Source organism: Dryocola clanedunensis, from assembly GCF_038405435.1.
GTDB classification, from domain to species: domain Bacteria; phylum Pseudomonadota; class Gammaproteobacteria; order Enterobacterales; family Enterobacteriaceae; genus Dryocola; species Dryocola clanedunensis_A.
Map to the genome: position 1 here is coordinate 84,132 of NZ_JBBYHZ010000011.1, position 17,672 is coordinate 101,803.

At 57.6% G+C, this 17,672-nt stretch carries 13 protein-coding genes; 5 read left to right on the top strand and 8 right to left on the bottom strand.

The window, feature by feature from the left end; all coding sequences use genetic code 11:
• Positions 1-143: 143 nt before the first annotated feature.
• Positions 144-920, bottom strand: coding sequence for a transcriptional regulator ExuR (exuR, locus tag AAE045_RS19300; protein WP_455549093.1), 777 nt, complete (start codon positions 918-920; stop codon positions 144-146).
• Positions 921-1,051: 131 nt separating this feature from the next.
• Positions 1,052-2,353: an MFS transporter gene (locus tag AAE045_RS19305; RefSeq protein ID WP_455549094.1), complete on the bottom strand. Its 1,302-nt coding sequence runs from the start codon at positions 2,351-2,353 to the stop codon at positions 1,052-1,054.
• 484 nt (positions 2,354-2,837) lie between these two features.
• Between AAE045_RS19305 and uxaC the strand changes: the two genes are divergently transcribed.
• The 3 genes from uxaC to AAE045_RS19320 all read left to right on the top strand — a co-directional run bounded on the left by uxaC (position 2,838) and on the right by AAE045_RS19320 (position 6,408).
• Positions 2,838-4,247, top strand: a complete 1,410-nt coding sequence (uxaC, locus tag AAE045_RS19310; RefSeq protein WP_455549095.1) for a glucuronate isomerase — start codon at positions 2,838-2,840, stop codon at positions 4,245-4,247.
• Between the two features lie 17 nt (positions 4,248-4,264).
• Positions 4,265-5,752, top strand: a complete 1,488-nt coding sequence (locus tag AAE045_RS19315; RefSeq protein ID WP_455549096.1) for a UxaA family hydrolase — start codon at positions 4,265-4,267, stop codon at positions 5,750-5,752.
• 113 nt (positions 5,753-5,865) lie between these two features.
• Positions 5,866-6,408 carry a YgjV family protein gene (locus tag AAE045_RS19320; protein WP_455549097.1) on the top strand — a complete coding sequence of 181 codons (543 nt, stop codon included), beginning with the start codon at positions 5,866-5,868 and terminating at the stop codon, positions 6,406-6,408.
• Positions 6,409-6,442: 34 nt separating this feature from the next.
• Here the strand turns inward: AAE045_RS19320 and sstT are convergent, their stop codons facing one another.
• The 4 genes from sstT to AAE045_RS19340 form a co-directional block, all read right to left on the bottom strand.
• Positions 6,443-7,687, bottom strand: a complete 1,245-nt coding sequence (gene sstT / locus AAE045_RS19325) for a serine/threonine transporter SstT (protein ID WP_455549098.1) — start codon at positions 7,685-7,687, stop codon at positions 6,443-6,445.
• A 288-nt stretch (positions 7,688-7,975) separates the two neighbouring features.
• Positions 7,976-8,944: a TerC family protein gene (locus tag AAE045_RS19330; protein ID WP_455549099.1), complete on the bottom strand. Its 969-nt coding sequence runs from the start codon at positions 8,942-8,944 to the stop codon at positions 7,976-7,978.
• A 268-nt stretch (positions 8,945-9,212) separates the two neighbouring features.
• Entirely contained in the window at positions 9,213-10,211 is a 999-nt protein-coding gene (locus AAE045_RS19335) for a Gfo/Idh/MocA family protein (RefSeq protein ID WP_455549100.1), read from the bottom strand.
• 156 nt (positions 10,212-10,367) lie between these two features.
• Positions 10,368-10,871 (bottom strand): M48 metallopeptidase family protein, encoded by a 504-nt coding sequence (locus tag AAE045_RS19340; RefSeq protein ID WP_455549101.1) that lies wholly within the window; start codon positions 10,869-10,871, stop codon positions 10,368-10,370.
• Between the two features lie 84 nt (positions 10,872-10,955).
• On the opposite strand from AAE045_RS19340, the gene rlmG reads away from it, so the two are divergent.
• On the top strand, positions 10,956-12,092 hold the full coding sequence (gene rlmG / locus AAE045_RS19345) for a 23S rRNA (guanine(1835)-N(2))-methyltransferase RlmG (RefSeq protein ID WP_455549102.1): 1,137 nt from the start codon (positions 10,956-10,958) through the stop codon (positions 12,090-12,092).
• Here the strand turns inward: rlmG and AAE045_RS19350 are convergent.
• Both AAE045_RS19350 and AAE045_RS19355 read right to left on the bottom strand, forming a co-directional pair.
• Positions 12,089-14,107, bottom strand: coding sequence for an oxidoreductase (locus AAE045_RS19350; protein WP_455549103.1), 2,019 nt, complete (start codon positions 14,105-14,107; stop codon positions 12,089-12,091). The genes rlmG and AAE045_RS19350 overlap by 4 nt on opposite strands.
• A 254-nt stretch (positions 14,108-14,361) precedes the next feature.
• Complete coding sequence (locus AAE045_RS19355) at positions 14,362-15,864, bottom strand: helicase HerA-like C-terminal domain-containing protein (RefSeq protein WP_455549104.1); 1,503 nt, start codon at positions 15,862-15,864, stop codon at positions 14,362-14,364.
• 134 nt (positions 15,865-15,998) lie between these two features.
• Here AAE045_RS19355 and AAE045_RS19360 point away from each other — a divergent pair, with 134 nt between their 5' ends.
• Complete coding sequence (locus tag AAE045_RS19360) at positions 15,999-17,636, top strand: dihydroxyacetone kinase subunit DhaK (RefSeq protein ID WP_455549105.1); 1,638 nt, start codon at positions 15,999-16,001, stop codon at positions 17,634-17,636.
• Positions 17,637-17,672 lie beyond the last annotated feature (36 nt).

Genomic DNA, 17,672 nt, shown 5'->3' on the forward strand with positions numbered 1-17,672 from the left:
ATTGTAACAAAGCCACGGGTAAAGCGTCAGATAAATTGTGGTTTGTTGAGGATTGATTTTGCTTACCGGGGAGGGGGCTGGCGAGGGTATTTACAAACGCTGACACTATTGGTTGGTTTGCTTACCCCCGCGGGCAGAAATGACTATTTTTGACCGTTTGACGCGGTTTCCAGATGAACCACGGGGTTTTCCGCAAACAGGTAGCGGTCAGCGTTGAATTCGAAGTCGTCGCTGGTGGCGTTGAACAGCATCTGCTTGGTATTTTCCAGGTGCTGCCACATAGCAAGTTTTGCCCCGTGCGGGTCTTTGCGGATCAGCGCTTTAAGAATATTGTCGTGGTCGTCGCACCAGTTATCCACCGTGCGCATATCAATGTGTTCATGAAGCTTCTGCCAGTATGGGTTATGAATACGCTGGCTCCACATTTTTTCCACGATAGCCGCCAGCGCGCTGTTCTGCGTGGCAAGGGCAACCTGAATATGAAAATGCAAATCCCACTCTGAATCCCGGAAGCTCATCTCTTTGCGGGCCATCTCCTGAATTTCCATCAGCTTCACAATATCCTGCTTGGTCACCTGAGTGGCGGCAAATTCAGCAATATTGCTTTCGATAAGCTGGCGCGCCTGCAGCAGCTCAAAAGGCCCAAAGCTGGCAAATTCAACACGTTCATCGGGGATATTGGTATGTTTGGCCTGGCTGGAAATAACGTGAATGCCGGAGCCTTTACGCACTTCGACGTAGCCTTCCACTTCCAGCATGATTATCGCTTCGCGCACCACCGTGCGGCTGACGTTCTTTTCCTCAGCGATAAAGCGTTCGGCGGGGAGTTTTTCACCCACGTGATAGACGCCGCTTTCAATGCGGTGTTTTAGCTCAGCGGCCAGCTGCTGATACAGGCGGCGGGGTTCCATGACTTCCATTTAAGGCTCCGGGGGGATACGGCAAGTGACATGATTTGTTATACCACTTTTCTGATATTCGCTCTAGTTTGTCCCTGTGCTCAAAAATGCGAAAGCCGCCTTTCGGCGGCTTTTGAGAGAACGCTCAACAATCACGACTGAGGAACGGCTGGCCCCGTTTTTGACGGCGTCTTAAGCTCGCTAATCGGCTGGTTCTTCAGCACGGTCCAGATAACCAGCGCGCCGAGCAGATCGAAGACGGCCAGAGCCGCGAACAGCGGGCTGAAGCCCAGCGTATCCGCCAGTGCGCCAACGACCAGCGCAAACAGCGTACTCGCGGTCCACGCTGCCATGCCTGTCAGACCGTTTGCCGTTGCCACTTCGTTACGGCCAAACACGTCAGAGGAAAGGGTAATCAGCGCGCCGGAAAGCGCCTGGTGAGCAAAGCCACCCACGCACAGCAGCGCGATAGCCGCATACGGGCTGGTAAACAGGCCGATGGTGCCTGGACCAATCATCAGCACCGCGCCCATGGTGACCACCATCTTGCGGGAAACAATCAGGTTCACGCCGAACCAGCGCTGGAACAGCGGAGGCAGATAGCCGCCAAGAATACAGCCGAGATCGGCGAACAGCATTGGCATCCAGGCGAACATGGCGATGTGTTTTAAATCAAAGCCATACACCTTGAACATAAACAGCGGGATCCAGGCGTTGAAGGTCCCCCAGGCCGGTTCTGCCAGGAAGCGCGGCAGGGCAATGCCCCAGAACTGGCGGTTCTGCACGATCTGCCAGGCGGACATCTTCTTGCTGTTGTTGGTCTGGTGATGGGCTTCCTGGCCGCCAATAATATATTCACGCTCTTCTTCGGTGAGTTTTTTCTGATCGCGCGGGTGCTTGTAGAAAATCAGCCACGCCATGGCCCAGGCGAAGCTCAGCACGCCGGAGATAATAAACGCCATCTGCCAGCTGTGCATCAGGATGGCCCAGACCACCAGCGGCGGCGCAACCATCGCACCGATGGACGAACCGACGTTAAAGTAGCCTACCGCGATGGAGCGCTCTTTCGCCGGGAACCATTCGCTGCTGGCTTTCAGACCCGCAGGGATCATGGCCGCTTCCGCAGCGCCTACCGCACCACGGGCGACGGCCAGGCCACCCCAGCTTCCTGCAAGCGCCGTCGCACCACAGAAGATCGCCCAGGCGATGGCGAAGAAGGCATAGCCAATTTTGGTGCCCAGGACGTCAAGCACGTAGCCCGCAACGGGCTGCATGATGGTATAGCAGGCCGAATAGGCCGCGATAATATAAGAATATTGCTGCGTCGAAATGTGCAGCTCCTGCATCAGAGTCGGTGCGGCAGCCGCCACGGTATTACGAGTAAGATAGCCCAGCACCGTACCCAGCGTAACCAGTGCAATCATGTACCAGCGCAAGCCTTTAATCTTTCGCATTTCGATCCTCATCCCGTCTTTTTACAGCCCCGCGAGCGCGGCTGACGTCAGGCTCGTGCCTGAACGTGAGTCTTTTGAAGGGTTGCCTGCCGGGGGTATTACCCGGTAAGACCCGTACCTTGCCATAAATTAAAAAGTGCCTTTGGCAAACCCGGTGTCCTTACCGTCGTGCGCGGCTTTGAATGCCAGCGTCTGAATCTGTCCGTGTTAAGAGGTATTGCGACGGCTGCAAGATAACTTGTCATACAGCTTTAAAAGTTGAGTGACATCACAAAAGGGTTTTTTAGGCCTTTCAGGGCGGGAGCGGCTTTGGAGCCAGCGTTGACGCGGGTTTTGGGCTGATTTTATACAGAGTATTAACAATAAAAGTATGGTTTTTGTGATGAATCCCGCAAAAATCCGCTCCGTTCGCGCAAATTGGTGTGATAACTTTGTCGTCATTATGCGCAAGCATCGAACTGCTATGAACTGAGGAATCCCTACCATGACCCCGTTTATGACTGAAGATTTTCTTCTGGATACCGAATTCGCCCGCCGCCTGTATCATGACTACGCGAAAGATGAGCCAATTTTTGACTACCACTGCCATCTTCCGCCGCAGCAGGTTGCCGAGGACTACCGTTTTAAAAACCTGTATGACATCTGGCTGAAAGGCGATCACTACAAATGGCGCGCCATGCGTACCAACGGCGTGGCCGAGCGCCTGTGTACCGGCGATGCCAGCGACCGCGAAAAGTTTGATGCCTGGGCCGCCACCGTACCGCACTGTATCGGTAACCCGCTCTACCACTGGACCCACCTTGAGCTGCGCCGTCCGTTCGGCGTTACCGGCAAGCTGCTTTCCCCTGCCACCGCCGATGAGATCTGGAACGAGTGCAGCGACCTGCTGGCGCAGGATGCCTTCAGCGCGCGCGGCATCATGAAGCAGATGAACGTGAAAATGGCGGGGACCACCGACGATCCGATCGACGATCTGCGCTACCACCGTCAGATCGCCGAAGACGGCTTCGACGTAAAAGTGCTGCCAAGCTGGCGCCCGGACAAAGCGTTTAACATCGAGCAGGCGACCTTTGCCGACTATATGAGCAGGCTGGCGGAAGTCTCCGACACCGATATTCGTCGCTTCAGCGATCTGCTGACGGCGCTGAACAAACGTCTGGACCACTTTGCCGCCCACGGCTGTAAAGTATCCGACCACGCGCTGGACGTCGTGCTGTTTGCCGAAGCGGACGAAGCTACGCTGGACGGTATTCTGGCAAGCCGCCTGGCGGGCAACGAGCTGAGCGAGCACGAAGTCGCGCAGTTTAAAACCGCAGTTCTGGTCTGGCTGGGATCGCAGTACAGCCGCCGCGGCTGGGTGCAGCAGTACCACATCGGCGCGCTGCGCAATAACAACCAGCGCCAGTTCAGACTGCTGGGCGCGGATGTGGGCTTTGACTCCATCAACGACCGTCCGCTGGCGATCGAGCTTTCCCGCCTGCTGAGCAAGCAGAATGAAAACAACGAGCTGCCAAAAACCATTCTTTACTGCCTGAACCCGCGCGATAACGAAGTGATCGGCACCATGGTCGGTAACTTCCAGGGCGAAGGGATGCCGGGCAAGATGCAGTTTGGCTCCGGCTGGTGGTTTAACGATCAGAAAGACGGCATGGAGCGCCAGATGACCCAGCTCGCGCAGCTCGGCCTGCTGAGCCGCTTTGTCGGCATGCTGACCGACAGCCGCAGCTTCCTGTCTTACACCCGCCATGAATACTTCCGCCGCATCCTCTGCCAGATGATTGGCCGCTGGGTTGCTGCGGGTGAGGCACCGGCGGACATCCAGCTGCTGGGCGGCATGGTGAAAAACATCTGCTTTAACAACGCCAAAGAATACTTCGGCATTGAACTGAACTAGTCGGGACCGAGGCTGATATGCAATACATCAAGATCCATGCGCAGGACAACGTCGCCGTCGCGTTAGTGGACCTGGCAGAAGGCGAAGTGATTGCCGTTGAGGGCGCGGAAATTACCCTGCGCCAGCCGGTCGCGCGCGGCCATAAGTTTGCGCTGGGGGCCATAGCCCAGGGCGAGAACGTGATTAAATATGGCCTGCCGATTGGTCATGCGCTGGCGGCCATTGAAGCGGGCGAGCATATTCATTCCCACAATGCGCGCACCAACCTCAGCGATCTGGATGAATATCGCTATCAGCCTGACGTGCTGGAACTTGCGGAGCAGGCCGCAGATCGTGACGTAAATATTTACCGCCGTGCCGACGGCGCGGTCGGGGTGCGTAACGAGCTGTGGATCCTGCCGACGGTCGGCTGCGTGAACGGCATTGCGCGGCAGATCCAGAATCGCTTCCTGAAGCAGAACAACGACGCGGAAGATATCGACGGCGTGTTCCTGTTCAGCCACCCGTTCGGCTGTTCCCAGCTGGGGGAAGACCACATCAACACCCGCACCATGCTGCAAAACATGGTGCATCACCCGAACGCGGGCGCGGTGCTGGTTATCGGCCTGGGCTGTGAAAACAACCAGGTGAACGCCTTCCGCGAAACGCTGGGGGAATACGACTCCGGGCGCGTGCGCTTTATGATCTGCCAGCAGCAGGACGATGAGGTGGAAGCAGGGCTTGAGCAGCTGCAGGAGCTGTACGAAGCAATGCGTCACGACAGGCGCGAGGCGGGCAAGCTCAGCGAACTGAAGTTCGGTCTGGAGTGCGGCGGCTCTGACGGTCTGTCCGGCATCACTGCCAACCCAATGCTCGGGCGCTTCTCGGACTATATGGTGGCGAACGGCGGCACCACGGTGCTGACGGAAGTGCCGGAAATGTTCGGCGCCGAACGCATCCTGATGAGCCACTGCCGCGACGAAGCAACCTTTGATAAAACCGTCGCCATGGTTAACGACTTTAAACAGTACTTTATTGCCCACAACCAGCCGATTTACGAAAACCCGTCGCCGGGTAACAAAGCTGGCGGCATCACCACGCTCGAAGAGAAATCCCTCGGCTGCACCCAAAAGGCGGGCGAGAGCGAAGTGGTGGACGTGCTGCGCTACGGCGAACGGCTGAAAACGCCGGGCCTGAACCTGCTGAGCGCGCCGGGCAACGATGCGGTAGCGACCAGCGCGCTGGCCGGGGCGGGATGCCATATGGTGCTGTTCAGCACCGGACGCGGCACGCCGTACGGCGGCTTTGTGCCAACCGTGAAAATCGCCACTAACAGCGAGCTGGCGGCGAAAAAACCGCACTGGATTGATTTTGACGCGGGGCAGTTACTACACGGCAGCGACATGCCGACCCTGCTTAATCAGTTCATCGACCGTATCGTTGACATCGCCAACGGCAAAAAAACCTGTAATGAACGCAACGACTTCCGTGAACTTGCTATCTTTAAAAGCGGAGTAACATTGTAACTCCGGGCTGGAAAGCAGCGCGTCGCCCGTCGATTTTCTGGTGGATGACGCTGCCGCTACTCCCCCTACGTAGAGGCGTACCAGACACAGCCGGAGGCTGGCAAGGACAGAACATGACCGCGTATTGGATCGCCCAGGGCGTGGGCGTACTCGCCTTTGCCGTCGGCATCACGACGTTCATCAACCGCGACGAGCGGCGCTTCAAGCTTCAGCTGGCAGGCTACAGCGCCATCATCGGGCTGCATTTCTTTCTTATGGGCGCTACCCCGGCGGGCTTCAGCGCCGAACTCAACGCCGTGCGCACCGTTATCTCGCTGCGAACCCGCAGCGTGTGGATCATGTCCCTGTTTATCGCGCTGACGCTGGGCCTCGGGCTTGCGAAGTTCACCCATCTGATGGAGCTGCTGCCGATTGTCGGCACCGTAGCCAGTACCTGGGCGCTGTTCCGCTGCAAAGGGCTTACCACCCGCTGCGTCATGTGGTGTTCCACGGCGTGCTGGGTGACGCATAACTTCTGGCTGGGATCGATCGGCGGCACGCTCATTGAGGGCAGCTTTCTGATCATGAACGGGCTGAATATTATTCGGTTCTGGCGGATGCAGAAGCGGGGGATTGACCCGTTCCTTGTCGAGAAGAAAGTGCAGGAGCAGGAGTAAAAATCCCCGCCGTTGCCGACGGGGAGGGGAAGAGTTAACCGCGCAGCGGGTCTTTATTTGCCAGACGCGCATCTTCGGCCTGACAGGCCGCTGCGGTAAACAGCACGTCCGTCGAAGAGTTCAGCGCCGTTTCGGCAGAATCCTGCAGTACGCCAATAATAAAGCCAACCGCGACCACCTGCATGGCGATCTCGTTCGGAATACCAAACATGCCGCACGCCAGCGGGATCAGCAGCAGTGAACCACCCGCCACGCCGGACGCACCGCAGGCGCAAACCGCAGCCACTACGCTTAACAACAATGCCGTCGGCAAATCTACCGCCACGCCCAGCGTATGAACCGCAGCAAGCGTCAGCACGGTAATAGTAATAGCCGCACCGGCCATGTTGATAGTTGCACCCAGCGGAATCGACACGGAGTAGGTATCACGATCCAGATTCAGCTTCTCGCAGAGGTTCATATTCACCGGAATGTTCGCCGCAGAGCTGCGGGTAAAGAAGGCGTAAACGCCGCTCTCACGAAGGCAGGTCAATACCAGCGGATACGGGTTGCGGCGGATTTTGTACCAGACCAGCAGCGGGTTGACGATGAGCGCCACGCCCAGCATACAGCCAATCAGCACCAGCAGCAGCTGCGCATAACTCCACAGCGTGGCGAAACCGGTGGTGGCAAGGGTAGAGGCTACCAGGCCGAAAATACCAATCGGCGCGAAGCGGATGACCACCTTCACGATAAAGGTCACGGCGTTGGAAACGTCGTTAATCAGGTTTTTAGTGGTTTCGTTACCGTGGCGCAGCGCAAAGCCCAGCCCCACGGCCCACACCAGAATACCGATATAGTTAGCGTTCAGCAGCGCATCAATTGGGTTGGATACCATGCTCATCAGCAGGCCACGCAGAACTTCAACGATGCCTGACGGCGGCACGATATCCGTGGCACCAGTAGTCAGATGCAGCGTTGAGGGGAAGATAAAGCTGACAACAACGGCGGTTAACGCGGCCGAGAAGGTGCCCAGCAGATAGAGGAACAAAATAGGGCGGATGCTGGTTTTCTGCCCGTGCTGGTGGTTAGCGATGGACGCCATAACCAGCATCAGAACCAGCACCGGGGCCACGGCTTTCAGCGCGCCGACGAACAGCGTACCCAGTAAGCCGGTGGCAATTGCCGCGTCTTTAGAAACCAGCGCCAGCGCGATACCCAGCACCAGTCCGACGAGAATTTGCTTAACCAGACTGCCCTGCGCCAGACGCCGGAGAAGTCCTGGAGATTGTGTTGCCATGTCTTACCTTCCTGTTGTGTGTCGTCCCATCCTGAATCCGTACTCTGAGGCACCTGTATGATCGGATGTAATAAAGTATGTTTGCCTGGTCGAGTATAAGGAAAAGCGGCGGGTCAGGAAGTGTTTATCACTAAAAACTTAGCGGTCATTCAGGTTTTATAACTATTACGTAACAATATTGTGACATTGTCGGCAGTTGTCAAAAATGGCGGATGACGCATTCGCTTATCCGCCCTACGTCACCAGATGGTTTTGTAGTTCGGATAAACGCAGCGCCATCCGACAAGTTTACTTAGCCAGTTTCTTCTGGTCATTCCGGTAGTTAACCACCGAGTTAATAATCAGCGTCAGCGCCAGAATACCGCCCACCACGCCCAGCGAAATCGCAATCGGGATATGGTAGAAGTCGACAATCAGCATCTTCACGCCGATAAACACCAGGATAATCGACAGGCCGTACTTCAGCATCGAGAAGCGCTCAGCCACGCCCGCCAGCAGGAAGTACATGGCGCGCAGGCCCAGAATCGCGAACAGGTTAGAGGTCAGCACGATGAACGGATCGGTGGTCACGGCGAAGATAGCCGGAATACTGTCGACCGCGAAAATCACGTCGCTCAGTTCAACCAGAATCAGGACCAGCAGCAGCGGCGTGGCAAACAACAGGCCGTTCTTGCGCACGAAGAAATGCTCGCCTTCGATTTTGTCCGTCATACGCAGATGGCCGCGCAGCCAGCGCACCAGCGGTTTGTCGCCAATGCCCGCCTCATCCTCTTTCGCCAGCGCCATTTTGATACCGGTGAACAGCAGGAACGCGCCGAAGACGTACAGCAGCCATTCGAACTGGGTGATTAGCCAGCTGCCCGTGAAGATCATAATGGTACGCAGCACAATCGCACCCAGCACGCCGTAAACCAGCACACGGCGCTGCAAAGCGGCAGGCACGGAGAAGTAGCTGAACAGCATCAGCCACACGAAGACGTTATCCACCGCCAGCGCTTTTTCAATCAGGTAGCCGGTGAGGAAGGCAAGGGCCTGGGTATCCGCCACTTCGCGCCCGGAGGTGCCGGTGAGGTACCACCAGAAAGCGGCGTTAAACAGCAAAGAGAGTGAAACCCACACCAGTGACCAGGCCGCAGCCTGCTTCATGGACATGGTGTGCGAGCCTTTCCGCCCCTGCAGCAGCAGGTCGATTGCCAGCATGATGACGACGACGACGGCGAAACCGCCCCACAGCAATGGTGTGCCGACACTATTCATAAAAGTGATTCCTTGAAAAACAAAAACGGCCAACGTCGGAAGACGCCAGCCGCTAATGCTTGCAACAGGGATCTCGCCTTCCGGCAAGGTCTCACTTACAACGCGGAATAGCCTTTTCGATAAAAAGCCATTCGCATTGCCCGGTAACCGGGTGCTTTCGCACCGTAATGACGATTAACCGGCAATGAAGTTACTCCCCTTTGCGAGTAACAAAATATTACGAACCATTACTCCGGTCAATATCATGCTACCCCTGTTTTACACAGCTTTACGCCGTGACGGACGCCGGGACGTCGTCTGCCGGGAACTTCACCCCGGTCTGCGCCCGGATTTCTGTGGCTAACGCAGAAGTGATGCGCGAGGTCACAAGTCCTGGGTGATTCACTTCGTTTGCCGTCACCAGACGGGCGAACGTTTCGGCCTCGTAAAGCATAGTATTGATGTGCTGCGGCTGCGACAGATCCTGCGGCTTGCCGCCGCGCGGCACGAAGGTAATGCGCTGGCATTCGGAGATTTTATCGATAACCAGCGAACCCTCTTCGCCCTGAATTTCGCTCGGGATCGCCGAATCGCTGACCTTAGAGTGCAGCAGGTTCACGTCAAAATCGCCGTAGTTCATCTGCACGGAACCGTGAGCGTCAACGCCGCTCTCCAGCAGGCTTGCGGTGGCGCTCACCGAGTGCGGCTGGCCCCACAGCGCTACGGCGGAGGCCAGCACGTAAAAGCCGATATCCATAATCGAGCCGTTCGACCATGCCGGATTAAAGGTGTTGGGGTTCTCGCCGTCCAGATAACGCTGGTAGCGGGAGGAATACTGGCAGTAGTTGAGCAGCACTTTGCGAACTTTGCCCACTTTCGGCAGCGCCTGTTGCAGCGCGATAAAGTTCGGCAGGCTGGCGGTTTTAAAGGCTTCGAAAAGGACGACCTGATTTTCGCGCGCGCAGGCTATGGCCGCCTCCACCTCACGAATGTTAGACGCGAGCGGCTTTTCGCAAATGACATGCTTTTTGTTGCTTAAGAAGAGAATGCTTTGCGGCGCGTGCAGGGCGTTCGGGCTGGCGATATAAACCGCATCAATAGCATCGCTTTTTGCCATCGCCTCCAGATCGGTAAACAGATGCTCCACCATATAGTCATTGGCAAAGGCCTGGGCCTGTTCGAGGGTGCGGGAGTAAACGGCGGTGAGCTTGTAGTGGCCACTTTCGTGGGCGGCATCGACGAACTGACGGGTGATCCAGTTAGTTCCAACCACGGCGAATCTGATCATGAGCGTTGTTATCTCCGAATTAACCAGCCGTTACTATAGGCTTTGGAGGGGGGATCAAAGCAAGCGCCATTCTCTATTATGGTGTCGGATTTGTCGGATGGCGCTGGCGCTTATCCGACTTACGGGCCGGTTTTGTAGGGTGGATAAGCGGCAGTGTCATCCACCGGATCCTTTAAGCGCCATCTCGGTCAACCACAGGCGCGTATCAAACTCGAGCTGGTGGTACTGCGGTTCCATATGGCAGCACAGCGAATAAAACTGCTTGTTGTGATCCTTCTCTTTCAGGTGCGCCAGTTCATGCACCACGATCATCCGCAGAAACGCTTCGGGCGCCTGGCGGAACACCGTCGCCACGCGAATCTCGGCTTTCGCTTTGAGCTTGCCGCCCTGCACGCGGGAAATGGCGGTATGTAACCCCAGCGCATTATTCAGGACGTGAATTTTATTGTCGTAGGCGACCTTATTGATCGGCGGCGCGTTGCGCAGGTACTGACTTTTCAAATCCTGGGTATAGGCATAGAGCGCTTTGTCGGTGGCGATGTTGTGGCTCTGCGGGTAGCGCTTTTGCAGCACTTCACCGAGACGTTGCTCCGCAATCAGCGTACGAACCTGGGCGAGCAGGTGCTCGGGGTAGCCGCTTAAGTAAGTCAGTTCACTCATTCACACGCTCTTCGGAAGGAAAAAAGGGTATACTCACGCCCCCATTCAGGGGATCACACCAAATTTTACCATCCAGGAGGGCCGATGAGCCAATCAGACAACGGTTTCCGTTCACTGACACTAAAACGTTTCCCGGAAACGGACGACGTCAACCCGCTACAGGCGTGGGAAGCGGCGGATGACTATCTGCTGCAACAGCTGGACGACACCGAAATCAGCGGCCCGGTCCTGATTTTTAACGATACCTTCGGTACGCTGGCAACCGTACTGGCCGGGCACAAGCCGTACAGCATTAGTGATTCGTATCTGAGCGAGCTGGCCACACGTCAGAACTTAAGCCTGAACGACATTATCGAATCCAGTGTCACCTTCCTGGACAGCACGGCGAACTACCCGGATGCCCCAGGCGTGGTGCTGATTAAAGTGCCGAAAACGCTGGCCCTGCTGGAACAGCAACTGCGCGCGCTGCGTAAAGTGGTGACGCCGGATACCCGCATTATTGCCGGTGCCAAAGCGCGTGATATCCACAATTCCACGCTTGAGCTGTTCGAAAAAATTCTTGGCCCAACCACCACCACGCTTGCCTGGAAAAAGGCACGCCTGATTAACGGCACCTTTACGAACCCAGAGCTGAAGGATGCCCCGGAAACCCTGAGCTGGAAGCTGGCAGGCACGCCGTGGACCATTCACAACCATGCCAACGTCTTCTCCCGCACGGGCCTGGATATTGGCGCGCGTTTCTTTATCGAGAATCTGCCGACCGGTCTGGAAGGTGAGATTGTCGATCTGGGCTGCGGCAACGGCGTGGTCGGTCTTCACCTGCTGGACCAGAACCCGGAAGCAAACGTTGTGTTCGTGGATGAATCCCCGATGGCGGTGGCATCAAGCCGCATGAACGTTGAAGTAAACATGCCGGAAAACCTCGATCGCTGCGAGTTCATGATCAACAACGCGCTGTCCGGCGTGGAGCCTTACCGCTTCAATACTATTTTGTGTAACCCGCCGTTCCACCAACAGCACGCACTGACCGACCAGGTGGCGTGGGAGATGTTCCACCACGCACGCCGCTGCCTTGTGAACAACGGCGCGCTGTACATCGTGGCTAACCGTCACCTGGACTATTTCCGCAAGCTGAAAAAAATCTTTGGTAACTGCGAAACGATTATCGGTAATAATAAGTTTGTTGTGCTTAAAGCGGTGAAGTTAGGCCGCACCCGCTAAATCTCCAGCGCTAAACGGGTGCCCTGCGCAATCGCGCGTCGGGCATCCAGTTCCATCGCCACATCCGCACCGCCAATCAGGTGCAATGTTTTACCCTGCTCCCGCAGCGGCTCAGCTAGTTCACGACGCGGATCCTGGCCTGCACAGATAACCACGTTATCCACCTTCAGTAACTGGGGTTCACCGCCCACGGTGATGTGCAGCCCTGCATCATCAATGCGCTGATAGCTCACGCCCGCCAGCATTTTTACGCCGCGCGCCAGCAGCGTAGTGCGATGTATCCAGCCCGTAGTTTTGCCGAGATTTTCGCCCGGTTTGCTGGTTTTACGTTGCAGCATCACTATCTGCCGCGGGCTTTTGGTCAGGTGTACGCCCTCAGGGCGTAGCCCGCCAGAATGCTGCAGGCTGGTATCAATCCCCCATTCAACGCAGAACTCGGCGATATTCTGGCTGGTGGACTCCCCCTGCTGGCTGAGATACATCGCCGTATCGAAGCCGATGCCACCCGCGCCGATAATGGCGACACGCCTGCCGACCGGCATCTTTTCGCGCAGCACGTCGACATAGCTCAGGACTTTTTCATGATCAATCCCGTCGATTGGCGGCATGCGCGGGACGATGCCGCAGGCCAGAATCACCTCATCGAACCCTGCCAGCATGGGGGCGGTGACGTACTGGTTCAGGCGAACGTCTACTTCGGTCAGGGCGAGCATGCGGCGGTAATAGCGCAGCGTTTCGTAAAACTCTTCTTTGCCGGGGATCTGTTTGGCGATATTAAACTGGCCGCCGATTTCTGCCGCCGCGTCAAACAGCGTGACCTGGTGTCCGCGAGCCGCCGCGTTAACCGCAAACGCCAGCCCTGCCGGGCCAGCGCCGACCACCGCCAGCTTTTTACGTTTCTGCGCAGGCACAATTGCCATTTTGGTTTCATGGCAGGCGCGGGGATTGACCAGGCAGGAGGTCACCTTGCCGACGAAGATCTGATCCAGGCATGCCTGGTTGCAGCCGATGCAGGTATTAATCTCGTCTTCGCGACCCTGCTGCGCCTTCGACACCAGCTCGGCATCCGCCAGGAACGGACGCGCCATCGATACCATATCCGCGTCGCCAGCCGCGAGGATCGTTTCGGCGGTCTGCGGATCGTTAATACGGTTTGTGGTGACGAGTGGGATCGACACCACGCCCTTAAGCTTGCGCGTCACCCAGCTGAACGCACCGCGAGGAACAGGCGTGGCGATGGTTGGAATGCGCGCTTCGTGCCAGCCGATGCCGGTGTTAATCAGCGTCGCCCCGGCTTGCTCAACGGCCTTCGCCAGTAGGACAGCTTCATCGAACGTGCCGCCCCCTTCCACCAGATCGAGCATTGAAAGGCGATAAATAATGATGAAGTCAGCACCGACCTTTTCGCGCACCGCCCGCACAACTTCCACGGCAAAGCGCATGCGGCGTGAATAGTCGCCGCCCCATTCGTCATCCCGCTGGTTGGTGCGGGCGGCCAGAAACTGGTTAATCAGATAGCCTTCGGAGCCCATGATTTCCACGCCGTCGTACCCGGCCTCTTTGGCGAGGCTGGCGCACTGTGCGAACTCTTCGATAAGCGTCAGGATCTCGTCGTGGATGAGCGCATGGGGCTTAAAGCGGTTGATCGGCGCCTGAATAGCAGACGGCGCGACCGGATTTGGCTGGTAGCTGTAGCGCCCGGTATGCAGGATTTGCAGGGCGATTTTGCCGCCTTCACGGTGAACCGCGTCCGTCACCACTTTGTGATGGGCAAGCTGGCCGGCATCGTTCAGCACCGCACCGCTCTCTACGCCAACGCCGGAAGGCGAGGGGGCAACGCCGCCGGTGACAATCAGCGCCACGCCGTGCCGGGCGCGCTCGGCGTAAAACGCCGCCAGCCGTTCGGCACCGTCCGGATGCTCTTCAAGGCCGGTGTGCATGGAACCCATCAGCACGCGGTTTTTCAGGGTGGTAAAGCCGAGATCTAGCGGGGCGAACAGCGACGGATAGCTCATATTCTCTTCCTGGGATGTCGTTATTATTATGTGGTCGGATGAGTTAGTAATTTAGCCTGACGTGCCGGGAATGGAAAAAAGCGATCCGGCGATTGTGACGGGATTCAAAGAACGAATGAGTGGGGGCAGGTCGGTGACGCCTTCCCCCTCACCCTAACCCTCTCCCCGGAGGGGCGAGGGGACTGGATCGAGCCGCTCACCCTAAGGCGAGGGGACTGGAACGAGTGCAGAATGAGGGCATTCCGCACGCAAAATTAACGCTTCCGGCCGCCCATAATGCTGCCGAGCACGCCGCGGATAATCTGGTTGGTGACCTGACGGGCGGCGCTCTTCGCCATGGTCTGCACCACGCCGTCTTTCTTGCCGCCGCGCGGACCGGTGGTGCCGAAGAGAATGTCTTTCAGCCCGCCGAGAATGCCGTCGTCCACCGCAACCGCTGCGCCTTTCGCCGGAGGGGCGTCCTGCTTTTCACCCGCCGCCTGAACGCCTTTTTGCAGACGTTCATAGGCCGACTCCCTGTCCACCGTCTCGTCGTACTTCCCGTACAGCGGCGAGTGGTTCAGCAGGCCGTTACGCTCGTCGTCCGTCACCGGCCCCATGCGCGAGCAGGGCGCAATAACCATGGCGCGCTCGACCATCGTCGGGCTGCCTTTCTCATCGAGGAAGGAGACCAGCGCTTCGCCGGTGCCCAGTTCCTGAATCGCTTTTTCAGTGTCGAACGCCGGGTTTGCCCGCATGGTCTGCGCGGCGGTCTTAACGGCCTTCTGATCTTTTGGCGTAAAGGCGCGCAGGGCATGCTGCACGCGGTTACCCAGCTGGCCGAGCACCGTATCCGGGATATCCGACGGGTTCTGGGAAACGAAGTAAACGCCCACGCCTTTGGAGCGGATCAGGCGGATAACCTGCTCGATTTTGTCCAGCAGCACCTGTGGAGCATCGTTAAACAGCAGGTGGGCCTCATCAAAGAAGAACACCAGCTTAGGTTTGTCCTGGTCGCCCGCTTCCGGCAGCTGTTCGTAAACCTCCGAAAGCATCCACAGCAGGCTTGCGGCATAGAGCTTCGGCATCTGGTAAAGCTTCTCTGCCGAAAGGATATTAATGATGCCTTTGCCGCTGGCATCGGTGCGCATCCAGTCTTTAATATTCAGCATCGGCTCGCCGAAGAAGTATTCCGCCCCCTGCTGCTCAAGCTGGAGCAGCCCGCGCTGGATGGCCCCCACGGAGGCGCTGCTGATGTTGCCGTACTGGTTCTGGAAGGATTTCGCGTTGTCGCCGATGTACTGCGTGGCGGCGCGCAGATCTTTGAAGTCCAGCAGCAGCAGGCCCTGGTCGTCCGCGATGCGGAAGATGATTTGCAGCACGCCGGACTGCACGTCGTTCAGATTAAGCAGGCGGGAAAGCAACAGCGGCCCCAGGTCCGACACCGTTGCACGCACGGGGTGGCCTTTCTCACCGAAGATGTCCCACAGCACCACCGGGTTGCCGTGCGGCGACCAGCCCGTAGCACCAATTTTATTGAGCCTGGCGAGCAGCTTTTCTGACTCCGCGCCCTCTTCGGCAACGCCGGTCAGATCGCCTTTTACGTCTGCCATGAATACCGGCACGCCGATTTCAGAGAAGGATTCCGCCAGCTTTTGCAGCGTAACGGTCTTACCCGTGCCGGTTGCGCCGGTGATCAGCCCATGGCGGTTGGCCATATTCGGCAGCAGGCTAAGTTCAGTTTCTGTGGTGCGGGCAATCAGCAGTGGCGCGGTCATTTGTCGTTTCCCTCAGGTATTTTCCATAAGCATAGCAAGCAGATAAATTACGTCATCAGCATATTCCCATGTTTGCGGCAGCCCTCGAAGGAAGAACTATGCTTTGCATACGTTTTTCAGATTCTAAGGAACCTATGTCCAGATTCTTCTATAACGACCGCAAACAGCTGGTCAACGACGCCATTGAAGGCGTTATCATCAGTTCCCGATTCCGCAATCTGACGCGCCTGGATATCGACCCCGCCATCCGCGTGGTCGTCCGCAACGACTGGGACAAAAGCAAAGTGGCGATTATTTCCGGCGGCGGCTCCGGCCATGAACCGGCGCACGTCGGCTTTGTAGGCAAAGGAATGCTCACCGCTGCGGTATGCGGTGACCTGTTCGCCTCGCCGAGCGTGGACGCGGTGCTGAATGCGATTGTGGCGGTAACCGGCGACCGGGGCTGCCTGCTGATCGTCAAAAACTACACCGGCGACCGCCTGAACTTCGGCCTCGCGGCGGAGAAGGCGAAAAAGCACGGCCTGAAGGTCGAGATGGTGATTGTCGGCGACGATATCTCGCTGCCGGATAACAAACAGCCGCGCGGCATCGCCGGAACGGCGCTGGTGCATAAAATTGCGGGCTACGCCGCAGAAAAGGGCAAGTCCCTCAGCGACGTTAAAGCCATTGCGCAGGAAGCCTGCGACAGCATCGCCAGCATCGGCGTGGCCATGCAGACCTGTAACCTGCCGGGCAGCGACGAAGAAGAAGGGCGTATTAAAGGCGGCCACGTCGAGCTGGGGCTGGGCATCCACGGGGAGCCGGGGGCCAGCACGGTCGACACGCAGAACAGCAAAGAGATTATCGCCGCGCTGGTGAAGCCGCTGCGTAAAAAGACGGGCAAAGAGGCGAAGCTGGCGGTGCTGGTCAACAACCTGGGCGGCGTGTCGTCGCTGGAGATGGCGCTGCTGACCAAAGAGCTGGCGTACTCGGCGCTGAAAGATCAGCTGGAGTACCTGATTGGCCCCGCGCCGCTGGTGAGCGCGCTGGACATGAAAGGCTTCTCTCTTTCGGCCATCGTGCTGAACGACAAATTTATCAAAGCGTTGCAGGCGGACGTGGAGACGGCGGGCTGGCAGCCGCTGGTTAAACTCCAGAGCATGCCGCTGCAAAAACATAAGGTGCTCAGCAAAAGCGGGCAGCCGAAAGCCTCTGAAAATGCAGCCGTGAAGGCGCTGGTGGCGAGCGTAACCAAAACGCTTATCGACCAGGAGAGCCACCTGAACGCGCTGGATGCGAAGGTGGGCGACGGCGACACGGGTTCGACGTTTGCGGAAGGGGCGCGCGATATCGCGCACTTGAACGACAAGGGCAAACTGCCGCTGAACGACACGGCGGCGCTGCTGGAGCTGGTGGGTGAACGGCTGGCAACGGTGATGGGCGGCTCGAGCGGCGTGCTGATGTCCATCTTCTTCACCGCCGCCGGGCAGAAGGTGAGCGAGAAAAAACCGCTGCCGGAGTCCTTACTGTTCGGGCTTGCGCAGATGAAGCGCTACGGTGGGGCAGAGCTGGGCGACAGAACGTTAATCGACGCGTTACAACCCGCGCTGGAAGCCTTGCAAAGCAAAGACCTGAAGGCCGCCGCGAAGGCCGCAGAAAAAGGTGCGGATGACACCGCGAAGATGCAAAAGGCGCATGCGGGTCGCTCGTCGTACGTGAACAGCGGCAACCTGAACGGTGTGAAAGACCCCGGTGCGGTTGCCGTGGCCGAAGTCTTTAAAAATCTGGTCTGATAAGCGAAGCGCCATCCGGCGAATATCCCCATAAAA